Source organism: Pantoea sp. B65 (genome assembly GCF_047308185.1).
GTDB lineage: Bacteria > Pseudomonadota > Gammaproteobacteria > Enterobacterales > Enterobacteriaceae > Erwinia.
In genome coordinates this window covers 1-21953 of the sequence record NZ_JAHXPU010000024.1, presented here as the reverse complement: position 1 = coordinate 21953, position 21953 = coordinate 1, and the positions used below count along the sequence as shown (strand labels likewise).

The window sequence follows — 21953 nt, the reverse complement described above, 5'->3', positions numbered from 1 at the left end:
TCTGTGAATACAGAACCCGGACCTTTTTGCATTTATATGCTAAATTAGCGCCCTGTTTTCTGCTGCCCCTCAGGATATCGAATGAACAACATTGAAAATCTGGCCTCAATGGTGGCATTTGCCCGGGTGGTGGAAACCCTCAGTTTTACCGAAGCGGCACGCTCATTACAGCTGTCAAAATCGTCTGTCAGTCGCGAAATCGCCCAGCTGGAGATTCGCCTCGGGGCGCAGTTGCTGAAACGCACCACGCGCAGCATTGAAGTGACAGAGCTGGGACAGAGTTATTACCAGTACTGCCATCGCATTCTTAATGAGGTAAAAAGCGCCGAGCGTTTTATCCGCAACTTCCACGAAGAGCCGATCGGCAACCTGCAACTGGTGGCGCCGGTGACCTTTGGCTGCCAGTGTATTGTGCCGGTGCTGAATAACTTTATTGCCAGTAATATTCACGTCAATGTCGATCTGGATTTAACCGACCGGCCAGTGAATATGGCGGAAGACCCCTATGATATTGCCATCGTTATTGGCCGCGACGCACCCGATCATCCACTGGTAAAACCCCTGATGGATATTACCTGGGGACTGTATGCCACTGCGGAATATATGCGCCAGTATCCGGCGATTGAAAAACCGGAGGATCTGCCGCGTTATGACTATATTCTGTTCCGCGGCCCGGCCCACACCATTTCGCTGCCGTTTCGTAAAGATAAGCATAAACTGGATATTGAAGTGCGCAGTCGCTTTCGCGCCAATAATAGCGTGGCGCTGATGAGTTCGGCGCTGGCGGGTAGCGGTATCGCCTATCTGCCGGATTATATGACGCAGGAGTCGTTAACCAGCGGTAAGTTAATCCGCCTGCTACCCGGCTGGCGGATGGATACCTATCGGGCATGGATGCTGTTGAAAGCTGAAAACCATCTTTCGCCGCGCGTCCGGCGCTTTGCCAGCGATCTGCAGGAGCGGCTGCAGCGCGAGGTAGGTGAAGAGCCCGCCAGATGATCAATAGGCATGGCGGTTTTCTGTGGCCGGCGCGGCAGCATTATTTTTGTAAATGTATTGTTTATATATAATTAATAATCAATATTATTAATACTCTTGCTCACTGCCGCCGCGCGCAAAATTTGCCGTCCTTCCCTTCCCCCACGCCGGTTCCTGATATTGTCATCCGCAGGTAATCAAAACGTCATGCCAGCTCTTTAGTGTCGCGATAAAACCGCGGAGAGAAGACTGTGTTTACTATCGAAACTGTACTGGACGACCTTTATCCTCAGCGCAATACCCCTGGCTGGCAAAAAAGCATTCTGCGACGGCTATTGCGCGAAAAGGAGTTTCAGCAGTTTAACCAGCAGCACCGTCATCTGAAGGGACTGGATATGGTGGAGCAGGTACTGGAGTATATGGATATCAGCTGTGAGCTCAGCGAGCGCGACCTCGAACAGATCCCCAGCCAGGGCCCGGTGGTGATTGTCGCCAACCATCCGCTGGGCACACTGGATGGACTGGCATTGCTGCATGCGGTATCGCAGGTGCGTCGCGATGTAAAGATCGTCACTAACCGATTACTTAACTGCCTGACGTCGCTGCGCAGCCTGATGGTGCCGGTCGATAATATGGGTAACCGCACCAGCCGTCAGCAGGTGGCGCTGATGCAGGATCAACTGGAGAACCAGGGGGTACTGATCTTTTTCCCGGCGGGCGAAGTGTCGCGCTTCGGCAGTAAGGGAGTGAAAGATGGTAAATGGAGCCACGGCTTTCTGCGACTTGCCGCACGCTTTCGCGCCCCGGTGGTGCCGGTTCATGTCAGCGGTCGCAACAGCAGCCTGTTTTATCTGACCTCAATGGTATATCAGCCGCTGTCAATGCTGCTGCTGGTACGCGAAATGTTCCAACATCGCGGCGCCCGGTTAAAGCTGAAGATTGGCGCACGCATTCCTTACGCCAGCTGGCACGATGGCCGCACACCGGCTAAAGAGCTGGCGGCGCGCTTTCGCCGCCATCTGTATCGTATCGGGCAGGAAAAATCGGCGCTGTTTCAGACCGAACCGGCAATTGCCCGCGCAGAAGATCGCGCGGTGCTGAAACGGGCGCTGGCGCAGTGTGAAGTGCTGGGGAAACTGCCCGACGGCAAACTTATCTATCTCTGGCGCCGTAACGGCGAAGACTATGTGCCGATTCTGCGCGAGCTGGGGCGGCTGCGTGAGATTGCTTTTCGCGCGGTTGGCGAAGGCAGCGGCAAACGCCGCGATCTTGATGATTACGATGATGATTATTATCATCTGATCCTCTGGGACGCGGAAGCGCTGGAGATTGTCGGCGCCTACCGTTTTCTGCCCACCGCCGAACAGCTGGCGCGTAAAGGGGTCAATGGTATCTACAGCCAGAGCCTGTTTCATTATGATAATCAGATGAATGCGGTGCTGATGCAGGGTATTGAGTTAGGGCGCAGTTTTATTCAGCCCGCTTACTGGGGCAAACGCGGCCTCGACTATTTATGGATGGGGATTGGGGCGTACCTGGCAAAATACCCGCAGTACCGCTATCTGTTTGGTCCGGTATCAATCTCTGGCGGTCTGCCGCTGGCCGCGCGCGATCTGCTGGTCGCCTTTTACCGCCTCTACTTTGCTCCCGGCCTGCCGCTGGCGAGGTCGCGCCGCCCCTATCCGGCCTCGCTGCCAGCGGTGCTGGCGCAGTTTACCGGCGACAACTACCCGGAAGATCTGAAACGCTTAAAACGCCTGCTAAATAATCTCGGTACCGCAATCCCTCCGCTGTATAAACAGTATTCTGAGCTGTGCGAGCCGGGCGGCGTACAGTTTATCGATTTTGGCAGCGATCCGGATTTTAATCACTGTATTGACGGACTGGTGCTGGTGGATTTAACCCAGTTAAAAACCACGCGCTATCAGCGTTATATTGCCGTGCATCTTGCCACGGCCAACGGTGAAACCTCCGCCGCCTGAGGGAATTGACCGCATGGGCCGGCCAGCCGACGGCAATATCAGGATTCAGATTCATTGCTGATGACGGCGACGGTTCCCTCAGCCCTCGCCCTCCCGTCAGGGTCTTCACTTTCTGTATACGGCGGTGGCGGCCCATACTGACCGGTAACCGCAGCAGCGGTGCTGCTGCTGGTCGCCACTTCGCTATAAGCAGGCAGGCGGCGACTTTCGCTATGCTCAACCAGCAGGTCGGCGCCAGGAAGGGTCTCTTTGGCGACAAAGGTCACGCTACCTCTTACATCCTCGGCGAAAGAGTTTACTTTGACCCCCGGCTGGCGGACGGTAACGCGGATAAAACTGATACGGCCAAAGGCTTTCACTTCCGCCCCTACCATTGAGCGATTGAGATAGACACTGCCACGCCTGGATTTTATTTTTGCATGGGGATCAAGGAATACATTGGTTAGATAAATACTCTGCTCTGCTTTAATATAATTACGCACAATCCATGGTTTACGCGGATCATTGGTGGTCATTACCAACCTGCCGCTCAGTGACTCAACTGAAGAGAGTTCACGATTGATCCGGCTGTCATCATTAATAACCACATCATCTTTATCTTTGATATTAGGTGGATAGCGGTTTTCATACGCTGATGATGAGCCGCCAAAAACAGGTCCTGCACGTTCCATGTATAAATATCCTTATTTATATAATCAATTTATCCTGGCAATAACGACCACGCCGCTAATCGCTGCGATAATACGTTAAAATTTGACTTAATACCTATTCTCTTTCGTCAGATTATTTATATAAAAACGCCATCCTGTCCTTGCTCCCTGCAGCAACGCCGTATAAAATGCGTTCGCTGTTAAAGTATTATTTTTACAGATATTTTATTTCCGACGGCGGCTATTTGTCGGTATTAAGGGAAATCAGCCACAGGTGATCGGCTGAAATTTTCGCTATCACGTTAACTATCGCGCGGCGGTGGAAATTACCGGTATAAATCCTGAAATGATACCTGAAGCCAGACTCCCAATCCTCGCACTGTTTCTGCTGGCCAGCGGCTGCGCCTCGCTCTCCAGTAACAGCGTCGATACTTCGCGCCAGGCCAGTTTGCTGGCCAGCTGCCATGTCCCCCTGAAGCAGCAGATTGATGCGCTGGCGCTGGCGCTGCTAAATGAACAGCGCACGCCCGGGCTGGTGGTCGCGGTATTAACCGCCGATCGCCAGCGCCATATTTACAGCTACGGCTTTACCGATCGGGAGCGCCGGACCCCACTAAGCGGTGATACGCTGTTTGCGATTGGTTCGGTGACCAAAGGATTTACCGCTGAAAGCGTGGCGCTGGTGGTGGCTGATGGTCAGCTGCGCTGGGACGACACGCTGGGTAAATTATTGCCGGCCGAACGCCGGCGGCTGAGTCCGGATGCGCAGCAAATTACCCTGCTCCAGCTTGCCACCCACACGGCCGGGCTGCCGCGCCAGATGACCACCCTGCATATGTTCAGCAAACTGACGCGCTATCTGTTTAGCGGCGCGCCATTTTATGACGATCTCGATAATGGCGAGTTTCTGGATTATCTGCATGATTTTGTCAGACCAGAACAGCAGGCCGTGGTCTATTCCAATCTTGGTTATGCGATCCTTGACTATGTGATTAGCCAGCATACCGGGCAAACCCCACAGCAGATTGCCAGCCAGCAGATTATCGCGCCGCTACGGCTACAACATACCGGCTATCAGCCGGAAAAACTGCCCGGTTATCTGTTGCGTGCCCATGGTCATGCCGGTGACCAGCCAAAGTTTGTGCGCCGCGGCCAACCGGTGCCAGACTGGCGTTTTTCCGGCTATATGGTGGGTGCCGCTGCGCTGTGGTCCAGCGCCAGCGATCTGCTGACCTATCTGGATGCCCATCTGTATGGCAGCGCCGATGCTCGTCTGGATCGGGCGTTTGCCGATGCCACCCGCGTGCGTTTTCAGCAGGCGGATCACGACTCATCTGCCCTCGCATGGCTGAGTAACCACGTCAGCGGGCAAACCATTATCTACCAGTCAGGTTTTATCGGTGGTTATTCCAGCTATATCGGTATGGATGTGCAGCACAAAAACGCCATTGTAGTGCTACAGAACAGTTTCAACTGGGATAATGTGCTGGGCCACCGGATACTGGTCAGGCTGGCTGAAGCAGAAACCTGCCCATCCTCCGCTGCCGGTCAGCAGTAACAGCGGCAATACTTAGCGCGCTATTTTCTCCGCTTTATTTTTATGGCATTATACGAAACATATATGTTTCGTATAGGCATTCTATGGGCATCGTTAAAATCTCCGACCTGATGCATGAGAATCTGCGCATCGCCAGCAACGCCTTAAGCCGTTCGATAAATTCACAGGCTGAGCACTGGCTTAAAATCGGCATGCTGGCTGAGCTTTGTCCTGAGCTGACACATCACCAGCTGGCCCACGCGCTGGTGCAGATAGAGCTACAGGGCGGCGCGGATATCACCACCATCATTAACCGGTTTAATCAAGATAAGGTAGCGCAATGACAGCGGTAAAACTGCACTCAGCTGAAGAGACGGAACTGGCCCGCGCGGCTGGCCATGCGGCAGCCAGCGTGCTGGCGATGATCACCCCCTGGGTGCGCGCCGGCATCAGCACCGCGGAAATCGACCGCATCTGCCATGATTATCTGGTGAATGAACTGAAAGTGATCCCGGCCAATATTGGCTATCACGGCTATCAGCACACGGTCTGCACCTCAGTAAATCATGTGGTCTGCCACGGTATTCCGTCGGATAAAAAACTCAAAGACGGCGATATCGTTAATATTGACGTGGCGATCATTAAAGACGGCTGGTACGGCGATACCAGCCGCATGTATTTTGTCGGCGAGCCTGCGGTTCGCGCCCGGCGTCTGGTGGATATCACTTACCAGTCGATGGTGGCCGGCATTAAGACGGTGCGCCCGGGCGCCACTCTCGGTGACGTCGGCGCGGCGATTCAGCAGGTTGCTGAGGGGGCCGGTTTTTCGGTGGTGCGGGAGTATTGTGGTCACGGCGTGGGTCAGATATACCATACCGAACCGCAGGTGCTGCATTACGGCCTGCCCGGCCAGGGTTTGGTGCTGCAGAAGGGCATGATTTTTACCATCGAACCGATGATTAATGTCGGTAAAGCCGCCACCAGCGTGCTGTCTGATGGCTGGACCGTGGTGACCAAAGACCGTTCGCTCTCCGCCCAGTGGGAACACACCGTCGCCGTAACCGAGTCAGGTTACGATTTACTGACTCCGTGGCCTGAGGGAACCGCAGACTACCCGGCGCTCTGAGTGATGAGCCACCGCGCGGTGGCTCACCGACTGGCGCGGTTACAGTTTTACTGCGGCAAAATGGTGCTCAGGTTTGGCAATACCGTCCTGCGCGGCCACCAGCTGTAACTCATATTCGCCCATTTCATGGGTTTTAATCATCACTTCATATACCGCCGCCGTGACATGTTCCAGCGCCTGTTGCAGCGGCATATCGTGCAGCAAATCGACCAGCAGCAGGCCACTGGTTAAATCGCCAACGCCCACCGGCTGACGGACGCCGAAATCCACCAGCGGACGACTGATATGGAACGCCTCACCGGCGGTGACCAGCAGCATTTCAAAGCGGTCACTGCGATAACCGGCACGCGCCAGATGTTTCACCAGCACCACCTTTGGCCCCAGCGCAATCAGCTCGCGAGCCGCAGCAACGGCCTCATCGACACTGGCGACGCTTTTACCGCTAAGCATTTCCAGCTCCAGCAGGTTAGGGGCGATAATATCGCTGGCGGGCAGCGCATATTTGCAGTGATATTCCGCGACTCCCGGCGCCACAATGCACCCTTTTTCCGGATGACCCATCACCGGATCGCAAAAATACCAGGCTTTTGGATTTGCCGCTTTTACCTGGCTGACAATCTGCAGAATATGCTCGCCCTGCTCAGCGGAACCAAGATAACCACTCAGCACCGCATCGCAGGTTTTCAGACGATCAATCTCAGCGATACCTTTTACAATATCGGTCAGATGGGCAGCCGGCATCACCGAGCCGGTCCAGTGGCCGTACTGCGTATGGTTAGAGAACTGAACGGTATTCAGTGGCCAAACGTTTGCGCCCATGCGCCGCATCGGAAATTCGGACGCGCTGTTGCCTGCATGGCCAAAAACCACATGCGACTGGATAGAAAGGATATTTTTCATTATCAGAACCTGCACAGCCTTGCCAGTTAAAATGCCGGAGTGACCGGCTTCAGGGCGAGGCTGACCTCGCCCCTGAGGAGGGTAGTATCTTAGTGCCAGCACACCAGGCAGTAGTGTTTTTTGCCACGGCGCAACAGGGTAAAGCGGGCAAAAAGTTTGTCGCTGTCGCTGAAACGATATTCAGCATCGGCCTGTTTTTCACCGTTGATGGTCACCGCATTGGAAGCAATCATGGTACGTGCCTGACCGCGGGAAGGAACCAGTTCCGCATTGACCAGCGCCTGCTGCAGATCGTCTTCCGCAGACAGCGTAATGGTTGGCATACCATCCTGCGCCAGCTGCTCGAAATCCGCTTCGGTCATCTCATTCATCGCGCCGGAGAACAGGCTCTGCGTGATACGTTTTGCCGCCGCCAGCCCTTCTTCACCATGCACCAGACGCGTCACCAGCTCCGCCAGCACATACTGCGCGCGTGGCGCTTTACCGCTGTTTTTATCTTCTTCTTCCAGTGCATTGATCTCTTCAATGCTCATAAAGGTGAAGAACTTCAGGAAGCGATAGACATCCGCATCGGCGGTGTTAATCCAGAACTGGTAGAACTTGTACGGGCTGGTCTTTTTAGCATCAAGCCACACCGCGCCGCCTTCGGTTTTACCGAATTTTGTGCCATCGGCTTTGGTGATTAATGGCACCGTCAGGCCAAACACCTGATTCTGATGCAGACGACGGGTTAAATCGATACCGGAGGTAATGTTGCCCCACTGATCGGAACCGCCAATCTGCAGCACCACATTGTAACGCTCATTCAGGCAGGCAAAGTCATAACCCTGCAGCAGATTGTATGAGAACTCGGTAAAGGAGATCCCCTGGTCGTCACGGTTCAGACGCTGTTTTACCGCTTCCTTGTTAATCATCTGATTAACAGAGAAATGTTTACCAATATCACGCAGGAAAGTCAGCACGCTCATGCCGCCAAACCAGTCGTAGTTATTGGCGGCAATCGCGCTATTGTCACCACAGTTAAAATCGAGGAACGGTGCAACCTGCTGACGGATCTTTTCAACCCATTCATTAACCGTATCAGTGGTATTCAGTTTACGTTCAGCTGCTTTGAAGCTTGGGTCGCCAATCAACCCGGTCGCGCCACCTACCAGCGCAACCGGCTTATGTCCGGCGTCCTGAAAGCGTTTCAGGCAGAGCAACGGCACCAGATGCCCCAAATGCAAGCTATCGGCGGTCGGATCGAAGCCGCAATAGAGTGCGATTGGCCCTTGCGCCAGTCGTGCTGCTAACGCGTCCTCATCCGTTACCTGGGCGACAAGGCCCCGCTCTTGCAATTGTTTAATCAGGTTACTGCTGGCCATCAAAGACTCCATGTAGAAACGACTGCACCTGGGCTGGTACACAGCTTTCCGCTGTTACGCGGAAGGAAAAATATGCGCTATAGAATAAAGCGCTGATGCACTCAGTGCCAGCGCTATGCTTAAAATAATTTGCCCTGGCGACGGGCCGATAAACGGCGGCAGATCAGGGCGCCAGACGGTCGACTTTCCAGCCTTCGCCGTCGCGCTGATAGAAGAAGCGGTCATGCAGGCGGTGTTCGCCCCCCTGCCAGAACTCCATCGAATCGATTTTGATGCGAAATCCGCCCCAGAAACTTGGCAACGGGATTTCGCCCTGCTGAAACTTCTGCTTCAGTTCGAGGAATTTGCTCTCCAGCACGCCACGGGCCGAAATACGGCTCGACTGTTTCGATACCCAGGCGCCAATCTGGCTGTCGCGCGGACGGCTGTGGAAATATTTCAGCACCTCCAGCGGCGTCAGTTTCTCCACGCTGCCCAGTACCATCACCTGACGCTCCAGCATATGCCAGGGGAACAGCAGGCTGATACGCGGATTATTTTCCAGCTGATGGGCTTTACGGCTGCCAAGATTGGTATAGAACACCATCCCCTGTTGATCGTAATGCTTCAGCAATACGATGCGCTGATAAGGCTGACCGTACTGATCGACGGTCGCCACGCTCATGGCGGTAGGATCGGGAAGCTGCGCCTCGCAGGCCTGACGCAGCCAGCTTTCAAACAGATCCAGCGGCTGTTCCGGCAGATCCTTACGACGTAAGCCGCCACGGGTATATTCGCGACGCAGATGGGCAATCTGCTGCAGGTTATCGCTATCGGTCATAAAAAGGCTTCTGGAGATAAAAAAAAGGTGAAGCCATTGTGCACTTCACCCTGATGAACTTCAACGAGTTAACTGGCCGGCTGCAGCTGACAATCGTTGACGATAATTTTGTCATTGCGCTCGATAAAGGCGCCATCGCCTTTTGACCAGAACACATAGTTGCCGTCGCTGTAGCGGGTTCCGGAAGCTGACGGCTGCTGTTTCAGCGTTAACGGCGTGCCATCCATAATCAGATTAACCTGTTGCAGGCTGTTATTGAGTCTGACCGTCAGCGGCAGCGTGCCACAGAGGTAATGCAGCGTTTTGCTCTGCTCCTGTGGCGAGTGCGACAACAGGCCGCATCCCGACAGGGTCAGTAGCGCGGTAGCCACCATAAGCTGCTTCTTCATCCATCACTCCTTATCTCGGGGTTATGCGCTACGGTTGGCGGGATAGATCGCCCCCAGCACCGTGGCATGGCTGGCGCCGGTGACCGACGGCAAATTTCCTGGTAAACCGGACAGGGTGCGATACGCCAGCCAGGCAAACGCCAGCCCTTCCATATCGTCGCCACTGATGCCCAGTTTATCGGTGGTCATCACTTCGGTTCCGGCCAGCTGCGCGGCGATACGCGCCATTAACAGCGGATTGCGGCTACCGCCGCCGCATACCATCAGCCGGTCGCAGCCGCCGCTAAGCAACACCTGCTCGCTAATCGTTGTGGCGGTGAGCTCCACCAGCGTCGCCTGCACGTCCTGCGGCGCCAGCGCCGGGAAAGCCTGCAACTGCTGCTCAACCCAGCTCAGATTAAAATATTCCCGTCCGGTGCTCTTCGGCGCCGGGCGGGCAAACCACGGGTCGGCGAGCATCGACTGCAACAGCGGCAGCACCACTTTACCGCTGCTGCCCCATTCCCCATCCTTGTCATATCCTTTGCCGCGCTGACGCCAGATCCATGCGTCCAGCAGCATATTGCCAGGGCCGGTATCGTAACCGCGCACCGGCATGCCAGGGATCAGCAGCGACAGATTGGCAATACCGCCAATATTCAGCACCATGCGCCGCTCGCTGGCATCCATAAGCAGCGCCTGATGAAAGGCAGGCACCAGCGGCGCGCCCTGGCCGCCAAGCGCCATATCGCGGCGGCGGAAATCACCGACCACCGTCACGCCGGTCGCGGCGACAATCTGGTTATTATCACCAATCTGTAAGGTGTTCGGCGCTTCGCCCAGCGGTTCATGCCAGACGGTCTGGCCGTGGCAACCAATCGCCGCCACATCGGATGCTTCCAGCCCCTGCTGTTGCATCAGGGTCAGCACTGCTTCGGCAAACAGGCGCCCAAGACGGGTATCCAGCTGACCCAGTTGCGACAGAGTCAGGCTTTGCCCCTGGCAAATGGCTAAAATTTGCTGGCGCAGATCGGCAGGGATCGGGTGCGTATAGCTGGCCTGCCAGGCGACCATATGCTGGTCAATGGCCGCCAGCACTACATCAACACCGTCGAGGCTGGTGCCGGACATCACGCCAATATAGCGTCCTGATTTCATCTTCATCGCCTTACTTTCGCGCCACAATGGCAGGACATTTGCTCAAGCCTGGCAAAATTAACGCGGTAATTCTATGATTAATTGTCGTTTTTTGAAGCAAGTAACGCTTTTTCAGCTAATTCTGCATCTGACCGTCAGTCATTGATTTTTTGTTTATTCCCCCTGCTGTATGCTGCGCGCGTCGCCTTTTTCGACTAAAATCCGCATCAGGCCAGACTTGTGCCATATACTATGGTTATCAATGGCTGCCGTTTTTGCGCAGAAAATGAGTAATTAAGGAGCTTCACAATGATCAAGCGTTTATTTATCGTGGCATTAGCCGGGATGACGCTGGCTGGATGTACTAATACGGATACCCTCTCCGGTGACGTATATAGCGCGTCTGAAGCCAAACAGGTTCAAAATGTGACTTACGGGACGCTGGTCTCCGTACGCCCGGTGAAGATCCAGGGCGGTGATGAAAACAACGTCATTGGCGCGATTGGCGGTGCAGTACTCGGCGGTTTCCTCGGTAACACCATTGGTGGTGGTAGCGGACGCAGTCTGGCGACCGCAGGTGGCGCAGTGCTGGGTGGCGTAGCAGGCCAGGGCGTGCAGGGTGCGATGAATAAAACCGACGGTGTTGAACTTGAAATCCGTAAAGATGATGGCAACACTATTATGGTGGTGCAAAAACAAGCCGCCAGTCGTTACGCCGTCGGGCAACGCGTCGTGCTGGCCTCAAACGGCAGCCAGGTTACTGTTTCCCCACGTTAATCGGCAGCAAAAAACCGGCGTCTGATACGCCGGTTTTTTATTTTCCGCTTATTCCGCTTTATGGTGAAGTTCGAGAATATTCTTCTCCAGCCGCGCAATCAGCGTAACCAGTTGATTGATCTCCTGCATCGAGATGCCGGAAAGAATATCATCGCGTGTAGCATCAATCACATGCTCCACTTCGCTGATAATCGGCTCCGCTTCTTTCGTCAGTTTAATCCGTTTGGCACGACGATCGTTGGCGCAGGTACACCGGGTGATCAGCCCTTTCTCTTCCAGCTGATCCAGTGTTCTGACCAGCGAGGGTTGTTCGATACCAATTGCTTTGGCCAGCTGAATTTGCGACTGCTCCGGCGGCAATTGATGAATATTATGCAGTGTGACCCAATGGGTTTGCGTCAGCTCCAACGGTTTAAGCCGTTGATCAATCAAAGCGCGCCATATGCGCACCAATCGTGCCAGGTCCGTTCCTAGTGGCGTATCCATTTCATCTCCTTATAATTAGCTTGCTAGCTATCAAGCCTGATTCTAGACTATTCTGCGAGTTTACGGGATAAAATACAAACTCTGAGCTAACACTCACCAGAAAGAGTCTTAAATTTTGGCCGATCTCGCCTCCCCTGACTGGCGCATCGCCGTGATAACTGCGCTGGGAGATGGTGCGGGCAGGCGGGCGCTGACAGGTTGCCAGCGCCCGTCTGCTTATTTGATCACGCCGCAGGCAAAGCGGTCACCGCCGCCGCCAAGCGGTTTGGGATGGTCAGCGCTATTGTCGCCGCCAACATGAACCATCAGCGCTTTACCTGAGATTTCCGACAGTTTTTTAATCCGCGGCGCCAGCAGCGGATAAGTGGCTTTGCCGTCAGCGGTAACAAACAGCGCCGGTAAATCGCCTAAATGCCCTTGCTGATAAGGTCCGAGATGTTTACCGCTGTTGGCGGGATCAAGATGTCCGCCCGCGGCGCCCGCAGCGACGGTTTTTCCGTCGCTGGTGGCCGGTTCGCAGCTGCCCTGAGCATGCACATGAAAACCATGCACGCCGGGCGGCAGTGTATGGAGATCGGGGGTAAATTCCAGCCCGTAAGCAGTTTCGCTGATCGTCACCTGCCCGATGGACTGGCCGCCCCCCTGTTTTGTGACTTCATGTAATTCGACCTGTTCGCTGGCGGCCTGCGCAAAACCGCCAGCCAGCAGCGCCAGGGCTGCCAGAGCGTAACCTTTCATTGTGACTCCTTTGCGTTGTTGACCAGACCCCCTAAGCCTGGACGCTTTTTCACATAACAGACAACAAAAGGTGACGATTTGTGGCTCTTTACGGCACGTCGTAGCCCAGCGCCGCTTTGCGGATGCGGAACCACTGCTGACGCGTCAGCACGATTTGCGTAGCGCGTAGCGCGCTGCGCACCCGCGCAATTTTTCCCGAACCAATAATCGGCAGCGGTTGTGACGGCAGACGCATTACCCAGGCCCAGACCACTTGCTCAATATTATCGGCGCCGGTCTCCGCCATCACTGCCGTCAGTTCATCGCGCAACGGCTGATATTGCGCCGCAGTAAATAACTGGCCGCCGCCAAGGCAGGACCATGCCATTGGTCTGATCCGCAACTGCTGGCATTGATCCAGCGAGCCATCCAGAATGGCTGGCTGATGCAGCGGCGAAATCTCCAGCTGATTGGTCGCCAGGGTAAACGGCAGGCGCGATTGCAACAGTGAGAATTGCGCCGGAGTAAAGTTTGAGACACCAAAATGTTTCACTTTGCCGCTCTGATGCAGCGCGAGAAACGCTTCGGCAATCTCATCGGCATCCATCAGCGGATCGGGACGATGGATCAGCAGCAGATCAAGATAATCGGTATGGAAATAACGCAGGGAGTTTTCCGCGCTGTGCAGGATATGGCGGCTTTCGGTAATGTAATGCCCGATGGCATGCCCGGGATTGGCGGTAGTGGCGATACCACATTTGGTCACCAGCTCCAGCCGCTGGCGCAGTGACGGTTGCAGGCGCAGCGCTTCGCCGAAGGCCGCTTCACACTGGTAACCACCGTAGATATCGGCGTGATCGGTAGTGGTGATGCCTGATTCGAGATGCTGTTCAATAAAAGTCACACGCTGCTGAGGGCTCATCCCCCACTCCATCAGGCGCCAGTAGCCCATAACCAGGCGTGAAAATTCCGGCCCCTGTGGTGCAATTTGCAGACGTTGTAGCATGCGGTTCTCCCTGTGGACCTGACGGCCATTAACTGAATTTGCGCATCAGTATATACCCGGCAGGCTGGCGGTATAACTGCCGGCGCGAAATGGGGAGACTAAAACAGCGACGGCTGCTCCGGTTCGTCGGGCAGATCGCTTTTTGCGGCGCGCTGCAGACGCAGAAAACGCTGACGGCACAAACGCAGCACCTCGCGTTTTTGTGCATCACTGAATTTCATCCAGTTAAAGCGCTCATCACGGCTGCGCATGCAGCCGCGGCAATAGCCGCGCTCATCAGACTGGCATATGCTCCGGCACGGACTGGGAACCGGGAAAAACTCAAGCTGTTCAGCCACCGGCACTCCTGATTAACCACCCTGACTCTATTGAAGATCGCTTAGCGCCAATCCGCAAGTCGCCCGGCGCGAAAAGTGACATGCCGCCGGCAGCGACCAGCCGGATATAAACGCAATTTAGCATTGGTTACTGAATAATTTAGCTGGTCTGGCGTGGGCGTATTGTGTTCAATTCGGGTTAAGGTTTAGCTAAGGTTTCACCGTTATGCTGGCATTAAAGGAACTTACTTTATCGAATCTTATGAAACTGCTGAAAAAATTACGCTGTACGGAATTCACCTTCAACCTGACAGCGGCGCTGTTTTTTACCCTGGTCCTGAACGGCCTGTTTATTGTTCGTGTCTGGGAAACCATCCCTTTTCTTTCCTGGCATGACTATGCGTTTGCCGCCACGCTGCCGATCGTGTTGTTCTGTGCTTTTACGCTGATTTTTAAACTGCTGGCATTACCGTGGATCCGTAAACCCCTGCTGGTGATACTGATTCTGACCAGCGCCGCGGCAAACTATTTTATGTTCAGTTTTGGCACCATTATCGACACCAATATGGTGCAGAATGTGTTTGAAACCGATGCGCAGGAAGCGGCGGCGTTGCTCAGTATTCGCTACGTGCTGTGGATGGTGCTGATGGGTTTTATTCCGGCATTGCTGGTGTGTATGGTGCAGATTAAGCAGCAACGCCCCTGGTGGTTTGCGCTGGCGCTGCGCGCGCTAAGCTGCATTACCGCCATACTGATTATCTTACTGGTCGCAGCGCTGTTTTATAAAGAGTACGCCTCAACCATCCGTAATAATAAAGGGCTGGTGAAAATGATCACGCCGGCCAATATCATCAGTGGCAGCGGACACTATATTCACGACCGCTGGTTTGACGGTGATCAGTCGCTGGTGCATATTGGTCAGGATGCCAAAAAAGGCCCCTTAATCACCGCCAGTAAGAAAAAAACCCTGGTGGTGTTTGTGCTGGGTGAAACCGCGCGCGCCGAGAACTTTTCTCTCGGCGGCTATCCGCGCGAAACCAATCCAAAGCTGAAACAACAGCAGGTGATTTACTATCCGAATGCCAGTTCCTGCGGTACCGAAACGGCCATCTCCGTCCCCTGCATGTTCTCCAATATGCCGCGCGCCAATTATGACGCCAACCTGGCGCATCATCAGGAAGGCGTACTGGATGTGCTGGCGCATGCCGGCGTCAATGTGCTGTGGCGTGAGAATGATGGCGGCTGTAAAGGCGCCTGCGACCGCGTGCCCCATACTGATATGACCAAATGGACCCTGCCCGCGTTGTGCCGAGACGGTTACTGCCTCGACGATGCGCTGCTGCATCGTCTGAACAACTATATCGATAGCGTAAAAGATGACTCGGTAATTGTGCTGCATCAAATGGGCAGCCACGGTCCGGCTTACTACCTGCGCTACCCGGCGGAAATGCGGAAATTTACCCCTACCTGCGACAGTAATCAGATTCAGGATTGCGATCATCAGGCGTTGATTAACACCTATGACAACAGCCTGCTGTATACCGACGCGATGCTCGATCAAACGATTAATTTGCTGAAATCCTATAGCGACAAGTTTAATGTGGCGCTGATCTATCTCTCCGATCACGGCGAATCGCTGGGCGAGCATGGGATGTATCTGCACGGCACGCCGTATGTTTTTGCCCCGAGCCAGCAGACTCATATTCCGTTCCTGTTATGGATGTCGCCGGATTACGCCAAAAGCTTCGGGATTAATCAGCAGTGTTTACAGCAGCATGCAACGAGCGATGCGGTATCGCAGGATAATATCTTCCATACGCTGCTTGGCATGATGAATGTGCAAACCAGTGAATATCAGCCGGCGCTCGATATACTAAAAGTGTGCCAGTCCTGATCTGTGGGTTGCATTAGACCGATTGGTCTATTACCCTGTGGCGATGAACAAAACGACCCGATACGATACCTGTGAACATCTGCTCGCCACCGGTGAGCAGCTCTCTCTGCAACGTGGCTTTACCGGCATGGGGCTGAGCGAGCTGCTGTCGGTAGCAGAAGTGCCAAAAGGGTCTTTTTATCACTACTTCCGTTCAAAAGAAGCCTTTGGGGTGGCGATGCTGGAGCGTTATTTTGCCGGCTATCACCGTAACGTACGGGCGTTTCTTGAAGCCGATCCGCAGCATCCGCGTGAGCGAATGCTCGATTATTACCGTGCGGCTTACGACAATTTTCGCCATGACGGCGCATTTGCCGCCTGTCTGTCGGTGAAGCTTTCGGCGGAAGTCTGTGACCTTTCAGAACCGATGCGCCTTGCGCTGGAAAGAGGGTCGCAGGCGATTATCGCGGCACTGGCCGATACCCTGCAGAGCGCCGTGGATAAAGGCGCGGTTGTGCTGCCTGACAGCGCGCAGATCAGCGCTGAAACCTGTTATATGTTATGGCTTGGCGCCAGCTTGCAATGCAAAATTCGCCGTGACAGCACACCACTAAGCTGGGCTTACGATGCAATTGTGCGTATGCTGCCAGCAGCCCGTTAAAAAAAAACCACTTACTAGTCGACCGGTCTAATACAGGAACGTTTATGAAAATCACCAAATTATTTACCCCGCTAAAAGTAGGCGCGATTACCGTGCCAAACCGTATTTTTATGGCGCCGCTGACGCGCCTGCGCAGCATTGAACCGGGCGATATCCCTACTCCGCTGATGGGTGAATACTACCGCCAGCGCGCCAGCGCCGGTTTAATTATCACCGAAGCGACTCAGATCTCTTTCCAGGCCAAAGGCTATGCCGGCGCGCCAGGGCTGCATACACCGGAACAGATTGCCGCCTGGAAAGCGATTAATGCCGGTATCCATGCTGATAACGGTCACAGTTCCGTGCAGCTGTGGCACACCGGCCGTATCTCCCACACCAGCCTGCAACCGGGTCAGCAAGCGCCGGTAGCGCCGTCGGCCATCGCCGCCGGAACCCGCACCTCGTTGCGTGATGAGCAGGGGCGCGCCACCCGCGAGGATACCTCGACGCCACGCGCGCTGGAGACCGCCGAGATCGCGCAGATTGTGCAGGATTTCCGCCAGGCGGCAGCGAATGCCAACGCCGCCGATTTTGACCTGCTGGAGTTGCACTCCGCTCACGGCTATCTGATCCACCAGTTCCTCTCTCCGGCGTCCAACCAGCGTACGGATGAGTATGGCGGCAGCATTGAGAATCGCACCCGTTTTGCCCTGGAAGTGGTGGACGCGGCAATCGCGGGCTGGAGCGCCGACCGTATTGGTATCCGCATTTCACCCATCGGTCCGTTTAATGGCCTTGATAATGGCAGCGATCAGGAAGAAGCCGCGCTTTACTATATTGCGCAGCTGGCGAAACGCAATCTGGCCTATCTGCATATTTCTGAACCAGACTGGGCAGGCGGTAAACCTTATGCGGAGTCATTCCGCCAGGCGATCCGCGCGGTTTACCCGGGCGTAATTGTCGGCGCCGGCGCTTACACCGCAGAGAAAGGCGAAGAGCTGATCGAAAAAGGTCTGATCGATGCGGTGGCCTTTGGTCGGGTGTACATCGCTAACCCGGATCTGGTGGCGCGTCTGCATAATAAAGCGCCGCTAAATGAGCCAAAACCAGAAACCTTCTACGGCGGCAGCGCCGAAGGCTATACCGATTACCCCACTCTGTAATGCTGATGCCGCAGCGCTGTTGCTGCGGCAAAACGTTAACACGGCCGCGAATCGTCGCTATACTTAGCAGGAATTTTTTGCGTCATCGTACAATTGATGGCAAAACTTACCAGGCGGAATGAGCAACACCATAGCCTGGAACAGAATGAGAAGAGGATTTTATGCGCTTACTCCATACCATGCTACGCGTCGGCGATCTGCAACGCTCCATCGATTTCTACACCAAAGTGCTGGGTATGCGTCTGTTGCGCACCAGTGAAAACACGGAATATAAATACACTCTCGCCTTTGTCGGTTATAGCGAAGAGAGCGAAGGCGCGGTGATTGAGCTGACTTACAACTGGGGCGTGGACAGCTACGACCTTGGCAGCGGCTATGGCCATATCGCGCTGGGTGTTGATGACGTGGCAGCAACCTGTGCGCGCATCCGTCAGGATGGCGGTAACGTGACGCGTGAAGCCGGTCCGGTTAAAGGCGGCACTACCATTATTGCCTTTGTGGAAGACCCTGATGGTTATAAAATTGAACTGATCGAAAATAAACACGCCGGTCACGGCCTCGGCAACTGATGCCGCCGGGGGCGATTCCGGCCCCCTTCTCCTCGCTTCCCCTGCTGCAAGCCTTTGTGAAATTTGCCATAATACGCGCTGCAATTTTCCGTCAACGAGATCCCGATGCCTGAATCGAAAGAATTGAATGCCCTGAGCGACCGTTTTCGTGGTTTTTACCCGGTAGTCATCGATGTTGAAACCGCTGGTTTCAATGCGAAAACCGACGCATTACTGGAAATTGCCGCCGTCACCTTAAAAATGGATGAGAACGGCTGGCTGCAAAAAGATGAAACGTTGCATTTCCATGTCGAGCCGTTTGAAGGGGCAATTCTCCAGCCGGAAGCGCTGGCATTTAATGGTATCGACCCGCATAACCCGCTGCGCGGCGCCGTTAATGAATACGATGCGCTGCACGCCATTTTTAAGATGGTGCGTAAAGGCATTAAGGACCAGGGCTGCAACCGGGCGATTATGGTGGCGCACAATGCCACTTTTGACCTCAATTTTATGAGCGCCGCCGCCGAGCGCACTGGTCTGAAGCGTAATCCGTTTCACCCATTTGTCACCTTTGATACCGCAGCACTGAGTGGCCTGGTCCTCGGGCAGACGGTGCTGGCGAAAGCCTGTAAAGCTGCCGGTATCGCCTTTGACAGTACGAAGGCGCACTCGGCATTATACGATACCGAACAAACCGCCGATCTGTTTTGCGAGCTGGTCAATCGCTGGAAGCGTCTGGGTGGCTGGCCGCTGGTGCCCGCGGCAGAGGATGCGGCTGAGCAAGATAGCGCGCCATAAGGGATCAATAAAAAAGGGAGCCAGGTATTCTGCCGTAGGGGCGGGATTTATTCCGCCCGTATCAATGGTTTGCACTGCTGCCGCCATCGGGACGGGAGCCATTGATGGCTCCCCTACAGCAGGGGTTCAGATATTCCGCCCGTATCAATGGCTTGCACTGCGGCCATCATCGGGACGGGAGCCATAAATGGCTCCCCTACAGCAGGGGCAGGCATTCTTATGCCGCCCTGAACCATTACTCTGCTTCTTTATACTTCTCTGCGGTCTCTTTGATCAGTGACTGCAGTTCGCCACGCTGGTACATTTCGATCACGATATCACAGCCACCGATCAGTTCGCCGTCAACCCACAGTTGCGGGAAAGTTGGCCAGTTGGCGTATTTCGGCAGTTCAGCACGAATGTCCGGATTTTGCAAAATATCAACATATGCAAAACGCTCGCCGCAAGCGGAAAGAGCCTGAACGGTCTGGGCAGAAAAGCCGCAGCTCGGCAGCTTCGGTGAACCTTTCATGTACAGCAGGATCGGGTTTTCTGCGATCTGGCGCTGAATTTTCTCAACAGTACTCATTTTTGCCTTCCTTAATTCGTTACTTCGTGTCTATTTATTGTAGCGACTGCTCATTGTAACGATTCTGTCTGCCGACTGAAAACGACATTTTGTGCAGGGCAACTCGCGCAGGGCTCATTATGCCAAATGCGCCGAAAAAAATAACATTTTATTATCATTACACCTGATTAATAGATTAATAATTAGCAATAATATTGGCGAGATAAGCGACTGATCTGGTTCATTTCTAACACTAATCACGTTAATAAACTGATTAATTGAAAAAGCCCTTACCTTTTGTGAAAAAGTTAGATTAGAATTGCCCCGACACTGCTTACGGGCGGTGGTTCGAAACCACGAGCCCCACTTTTGCTGCGACCTGGATCGTCTGCCAACGGTGGGATGTTTAGCGTAGTTCTCTCAAATGCGAATGAGAGCCTGACCTGAAACGGATAATGCGTTTACTTATCACACTCTTTATGCTGGCTTTTGCACAGTTATTTTTTAATATGGCGCACGCATCGCCACATGCCCCTATGAATGCAAATCAGCACAAGGTGGAAAAAAAGAGCGCCCGTGATGATGACCGCCGCAAGAAACGCCAGGTTAAAGCCCCCGCGAAAAAATCGCGTCTGACGGCAGTACAGAAATTCAAGCTGAAGAAGAAAGGCGCCAGCGACGACGAGACGGCGCAGCTCAGCCCGAAGAAAAAGGCCCTCAGTGAAAAAATCCTGAAGAAGCACTATGGTCATCAGCGTAAGGGCAAAAAAGAGAGCGAAGGCGAAGAGCTCACCACCGCCAGCGTCAGTACTGAGCGCGGCCCGCTAAAAATGAGTAAAGAGCACCGGGTGCGTTATCAGAAAGCGCGTGAAACCGCGATGAACAAACTGATGGGGCAGCTGGGCAAACCTTATACATGGGGCGGCACTTCGCCGCGCACCGGTTTCGACTGCAGTGGACTGGTGTGGTATGCCTATAAAGATCTGGTGAAATTCAAGGTTCCGCGTACTGCTAACGAAATGTTCCACCTGCGCGACGCGGCGCAAATCAAGCGCGAATCGCTGGAAAAAGGCGACCTGGTGTTCTTCCGCATTAACAATCGCGGCGCTGCCGATCATGTGGGGGTCTATCTGGGTGAAGGTAAGTTTATTCAGTCACCACGCACCGGCAAAGATATTCAGATCAGCGCATTAAGCGAAGAGTACTGGCAGCGTCACTATGTCGGTGCGCGCCGTATGATGACGCCAAAAACCATCCGCTAATCCCCGTTTCCTTCCATTATTAGAATTCCGCCGCGTAATGTGCATCGCGCAACAAACCGCCATATAGTTTTTTTTACCACTTGGGTTTGTCACAGGTATAGCGATGAACAGCGCCGATTATGTCCTGTACCGTAATACGCCGCAGATCACGGTCACCGATAACCGCGGGCTAGCGGTGCGTGCTATCCACTATCACCGCCACCCGGACTCCGCCGCCGTGACCGATGAGCGGATTACCCGCAACCGCTACAGTAGCCGCGAACAACCGCTAAGCAGCATCGACCCGCGCCTGTATAGCCGGCAGCAGACGGACGGAACGCTTAACCCTAACTTTCGCTGGCTGCCCGCACTTCACGGCGACATTCTGCGCACCGACAGCGCCGATACCGGCACCCGCATTGCGCTGAGGGATATTGCCGGGCGTCCGCATCTGGATATTTCCGCCACCGGCACCACGCGCCGCTGGCTGTATGAGGCGAATACCCTGCCCGGCCGCCCGCTGACGGTCACCGAACAGCCCGCCGGTCAGACCGCACGGATCAGCGAACGCTTTGTCTGGGCCGCTGACAGCGCGGCGGACAAGGCATTTAATCTGGCCGGTCAGCCGGTGCGCCATTATGACAGCGCCGGACTCAGCCGGACCGACAGTATCGCCCTGACCGGCACGCCGTCAGCCGTCAGCCGCCAGCTGCTGGCGGAAACGCGCGAAGCTGACTGGCAGGGTGATGAATCCGCCTGGCAGGATCTGCTGGAGACTGAGCGGTTCACCAGCCGCAGCAGCGCAGACGCCAGCGGCAGCGTGCTCAGCAGCACGGACGCCATGGGCAACAGCCAGCGCCGGGCATACGATATCGCCGGGCAGCTGAAGGGCTGCTGGCTGACGCTGCAGGGCGCAGCGGAACAGGTGATCGTGAAAAACCTCAGCTGGTCCGCCGCCGGACAAAAACTGCGCGAGGA

At 54.7% G+C, this 21953-nt stretch carries 23 protein-coding genes and 1 pseudogene; 13 read left to right on the top strand and 11 right to left on the bottom strand.

Annotated features, from left to right (window positions below; genetic code table 11):
* Nucleotides 1-81 precede the first annotated feature (81 nt).
* Complete coding sequence (locus JWF83_RS11570; RefSeq protein WP_413650367.1) at nucleotides 82-999, top strand: LysR family transcriptional regulator; 918 nt, start codon at nucleotides 82-84, stop codon at nucleotides 997-999.
* 230 nt (nucleotides 1000-1229) lie between these two features.
* Nucleotides 1230-2960, top strand: coding sequence for a lysophospholipid acyltransferase family protein (locus tag JWF83_RS11565; protein ID WP_413650366.1), 1731 nt, complete (start codon nucleotides 1230-1232; stop codon nucleotides 2958-2960).
* A gap of 38 nt (nucleotides 2961-2998) precedes the next feature.
* Here the strand turns inward: JWF83_RS11565 and JWF83_RS11560 are convergent, their stop codons facing one another.
* Nucleotides 2999-3631 carry a hypothetical protein gene (locus JWF83_RS11560; RefSeq protein WP_413650365.1) on the bottom strand — a complete coding sequence of 211 codons (633 nt, stop codon included), beginning with the start codon at nucleotides 3629-3631 and terminating at the stop codon, nucleotides 2999-3001.
* Nucleotides 3632-3956: 325 nt separating this feature from the next.
* On the opposite strand from JWF83_RS11560, the gene JWF83_RS11555 reads away from it, so the two are divergent.
* From JWF83_RS11555 to map, 3 genes are all read left to right on the top strand, one after another.
* The gene (locus JWF83_RS11555) at nucleotides 3957-5168 is read left to right on the top strand and encodes a serine hydrolase domain-containing protein (RefSeq protein ID WP_413650364.1); all 1212 of its coding nucleotides are present in this window, start codon (nucleotides 3957-3959) and stop codon (nucleotides 5166-5168) included.
* A gap of 83 nt (nucleotides 5169-5251) precedes the next feature.
* Entirely contained in the window at nucleotides 5252-5491 is a 240-nt protein-coding gene (locus JWF83_RS11550) for a ParD-like family protein (protein ID WP_413650363.1), read from the top strand.
* Entirely contained in the window at nucleotides 5488-6273 is a 786-nt protein-coding gene (gene map / locus JWF83_RS11545) for a type I methionyl aminopeptidase (RefSeq protein WP_413650362.1), read from the top strand. The genes JWF83_RS11550 and map overlap by 4 nt, the downstream gene beginning before the upstream one ends.
* Nucleotides 6274-6312: 39 nt before the next feature.
* On the opposite strand, the gene pdxY is transcribed toward map, so the two are convergent.
* The 5 genes from pdxY to anmK all read right to left on the bottom strand — a co-directional run bounded on the left by pdxY (nucleotide 6313) and on the right by anmK (nucleotide 10883).
* Entirely contained in the window at nucleotides 6313-7173 is an 861-nt protein-coding gene (pdxY, locus tag JWF83_RS11540; protein WP_413650361.1) for a pyridoxal kinase PdxY, read from the bottom strand.
* 89 nt (nucleotides 7174-7262) lie between these two features.
* Entirely contained in the window at nucleotides 7263-8537 is a 1275-nt protein-coding gene (tyrS, locus tag JWF83_RS11535; protein ID WP_413650360.1) for a tyrosine--tRNA ligase, read from the bottom strand.
* Nucleotides 8538-8700: 163 nt separating this feature from the next.
* A complete protein-coding gene (gene pdxH, locus JWF83_RS11530; RefSeq protein ID WP_413650359.1) occupies nucleotides 8701-9357 on the bottom strand; it encodes a pyridoxamine 5'-phosphate oxidase in 657 nt (218 codons plus the stop codon).
* A gap of 68 nt (nucleotides 9358-9425) precedes the next feature.
* The gene (locus JWF83_RS11525) at nucleotides 9426-9746 is read right to left on the bottom strand and encodes an MliC family protein (RefSeq protein ID WP_413650358.1); all 321 of its coding nucleotides are present in this window, start codon (nucleotides 9744-9746) and stop codon (nucleotides 9426-9428) included.
* A gap of 21 nt (nucleotides 9747-9767) precedes the next feature.
* Nucleotides 9768-10883: an anhydro-N-acetylmuramic acid kinase gene (anmK, locus tag JWF83_RS11520; protein ID WP_413650357.1), complete on the bottom strand. Its 1116-nt coding sequence runs from the start codon at nucleotides 10881-10883 to the stop codon at nucleotides 9768-9770.
* Nucleotides 10884-11171: 288 nt separating this feature from the next.
* On the opposite strand from anmK, the gene slyB reads away from it, so the two are divergent.
* A complete protein-coding gene (gene slyB, locus JWF83_RS11515) occupies nucleotides 11172-11639 on the top strand; it encodes an outer membrane lipoprotein SlyB (protein ID WP_413650356.1) in 468 nt (155 codons plus the stop codon).
* A 48-nt stretch (nucleotides 11640-11687) separates the two neighbouring features.
* On the opposite strand, the gene slyA is transcribed toward slyB, so the two are convergent.
* The 4 genes from slyA to JWF83_RS11495 form a co-directional block, all read right to left on the bottom strand.
* A complete protein-coding gene (gene slyA, locus JWF83_RS11510; protein WP_413650355.1) occupies nucleotides 11688-12125 on the bottom strand; it encodes a transcriptional regulator SlyA in 438 nt (145 codons plus the stop codon).
* Nucleotides 12126-12341: 216 nt separating this feature from the next.
* Nucleotides 12342-12863 carry a superoxide dismutase [Cu-Zn] SodC gene (gene sodC, locus JWF83_RS11505; RefSeq protein WP_413650354.1) on the bottom strand — a complete coding sequence of 174 codons (522 nt, stop codon included), beginning with the start codon at nucleotides 12861-12863 and terminating at the stop codon, nucleotides 12342-12344.
* Nucleotides 12864-12951: 88 nt separating this feature from the next.
* Entirely contained in the window at nucleotides 12952-13848 is an 897-nt protein-coding gene (locus tag JWF83_RS11500; RefSeq protein ID WP_413650353.1) for an aldo/keto reductase, read from the bottom strand.
* Nucleotides 13849-13946: 98 nt separating this feature from the next.
* Nucleotides 13947-14186, bottom strand: a complete 240-nt coding sequence (locus JWF83_RS11495) for a DUF1289 domain-containing protein (protein ID WP_413650352.1) — start codon at nucleotides 14184-14186, stop codon at nucleotides 13947-13949.
* A gap of 241 nt (nucleotides 14187-14427) precedes the next feature.
* Here JWF83_RS11495 and eptA point away from each other — a divergent pair, with 241 nt between their 5' ends.
* The 5 genes from eptA (at nucleotide 14428) to rnt (ending at nucleotide 19187) form a co-directional block, all read left to right on the top strand.
* Nucleotides 14428-16059: a phosphoethanolamine transferase EptA gene (gene eptA, locus JWF83_RS11490; protein ID WP_413650351.1), complete on the top strand. Its 1632-nt coding sequence runs from the start codon at nucleotides 14428-14430 to the stop codon at nucleotides 16057-16059.
* Nucleotides 16060-16102: 43 nt separating this feature from the next.
* The gene (locus JWF83_RS11485; RefSeq protein WP_413650350.1) at nucleotides 16103-16699 is read left to right on the top strand and encodes a TetR/AcrR family transcriptional regulator; all 597 of its coding nucleotides are present in this window, start codon (nucleotides 16103-16105) and stop codon (nucleotides 16697-16699) included.
* A gap of 44 nt (nucleotides 16700-16743) precedes the next feature.
* On the top strand, nucleotides 16744-17841 hold the full coding sequence (locus JWF83_RS11480; protein ID WP_413650349.1) for an alkene reductase: 1098 nt from the start codon (nucleotides 16744-16746) through the stop codon (nucleotides 17839-17841).
* Nucleotides 17842-18002: 161 nt separating this feature from the next.
* On the top strand, nucleotides 18003-18410 hold the full coding sequence (gene gloA, locus JWF83_RS11475; protein ID WP_413650348.1) for a lactoylglutathione lyase: 408 nt from the start codon (nucleotides 18003-18005) through the stop codon (nucleotides 18408-18410).
* Between the two features lie 105 nt (nucleotides 18411-18515).
* Nucleotides 18516-19187 (top strand): ribonuclease T, encoded by a 672-nt coding sequence (gene rnt / locus JWF83_RS11470; protein ID WP_413650347.1) that lies wholly within the window; start codon nucleotides 18516-18518, stop codon nucleotides 19185-19187.
* A 235-nt stretch (nucleotides 19188-19422) separates the two neighbouring features.
* On the opposite strand, the gene JWF83_RS11465 is transcribed toward rnt, so the two are convergent.
* On the bottom strand, nucleotides 19423-19755 hold the full coding sequence (locus tag JWF83_RS11465; protein WP_413650346.1) for a Grx4 family monothiol glutaredoxin: 333 nt from the start codon (nucleotides 19753-19755) through the stop codon (nucleotides 19423-19425).
* 434 nt (nucleotides 19756-20189) lie between these two features.
* On the opposite strand from JWF83_RS11465, the gene JWF83_RS11460 reads away from it, so the two are divergent.
* Both JWF83_RS11460 and JWF83_RS11455 read left to right on the top strand, forming a co-directional pair.
* On the top strand, nucleotides 20190-20996 hold the full coding sequence (locus JWF83_RS11460) for a C40 family peptidase (protein ID WP_413650345.1): 807 nt from the start codon (nucleotides 20190-20192) through the stop codon (nucleotides 20994-20996).
* A 103-nt stretch (nucleotides 20997-21099) separates the two neighbouring features.
* A pseudogene (locus JWF83_RS11455) lies at nucleotides 21100-21953 on the top strand (RHS repeat protein); the annotation flags it as partial.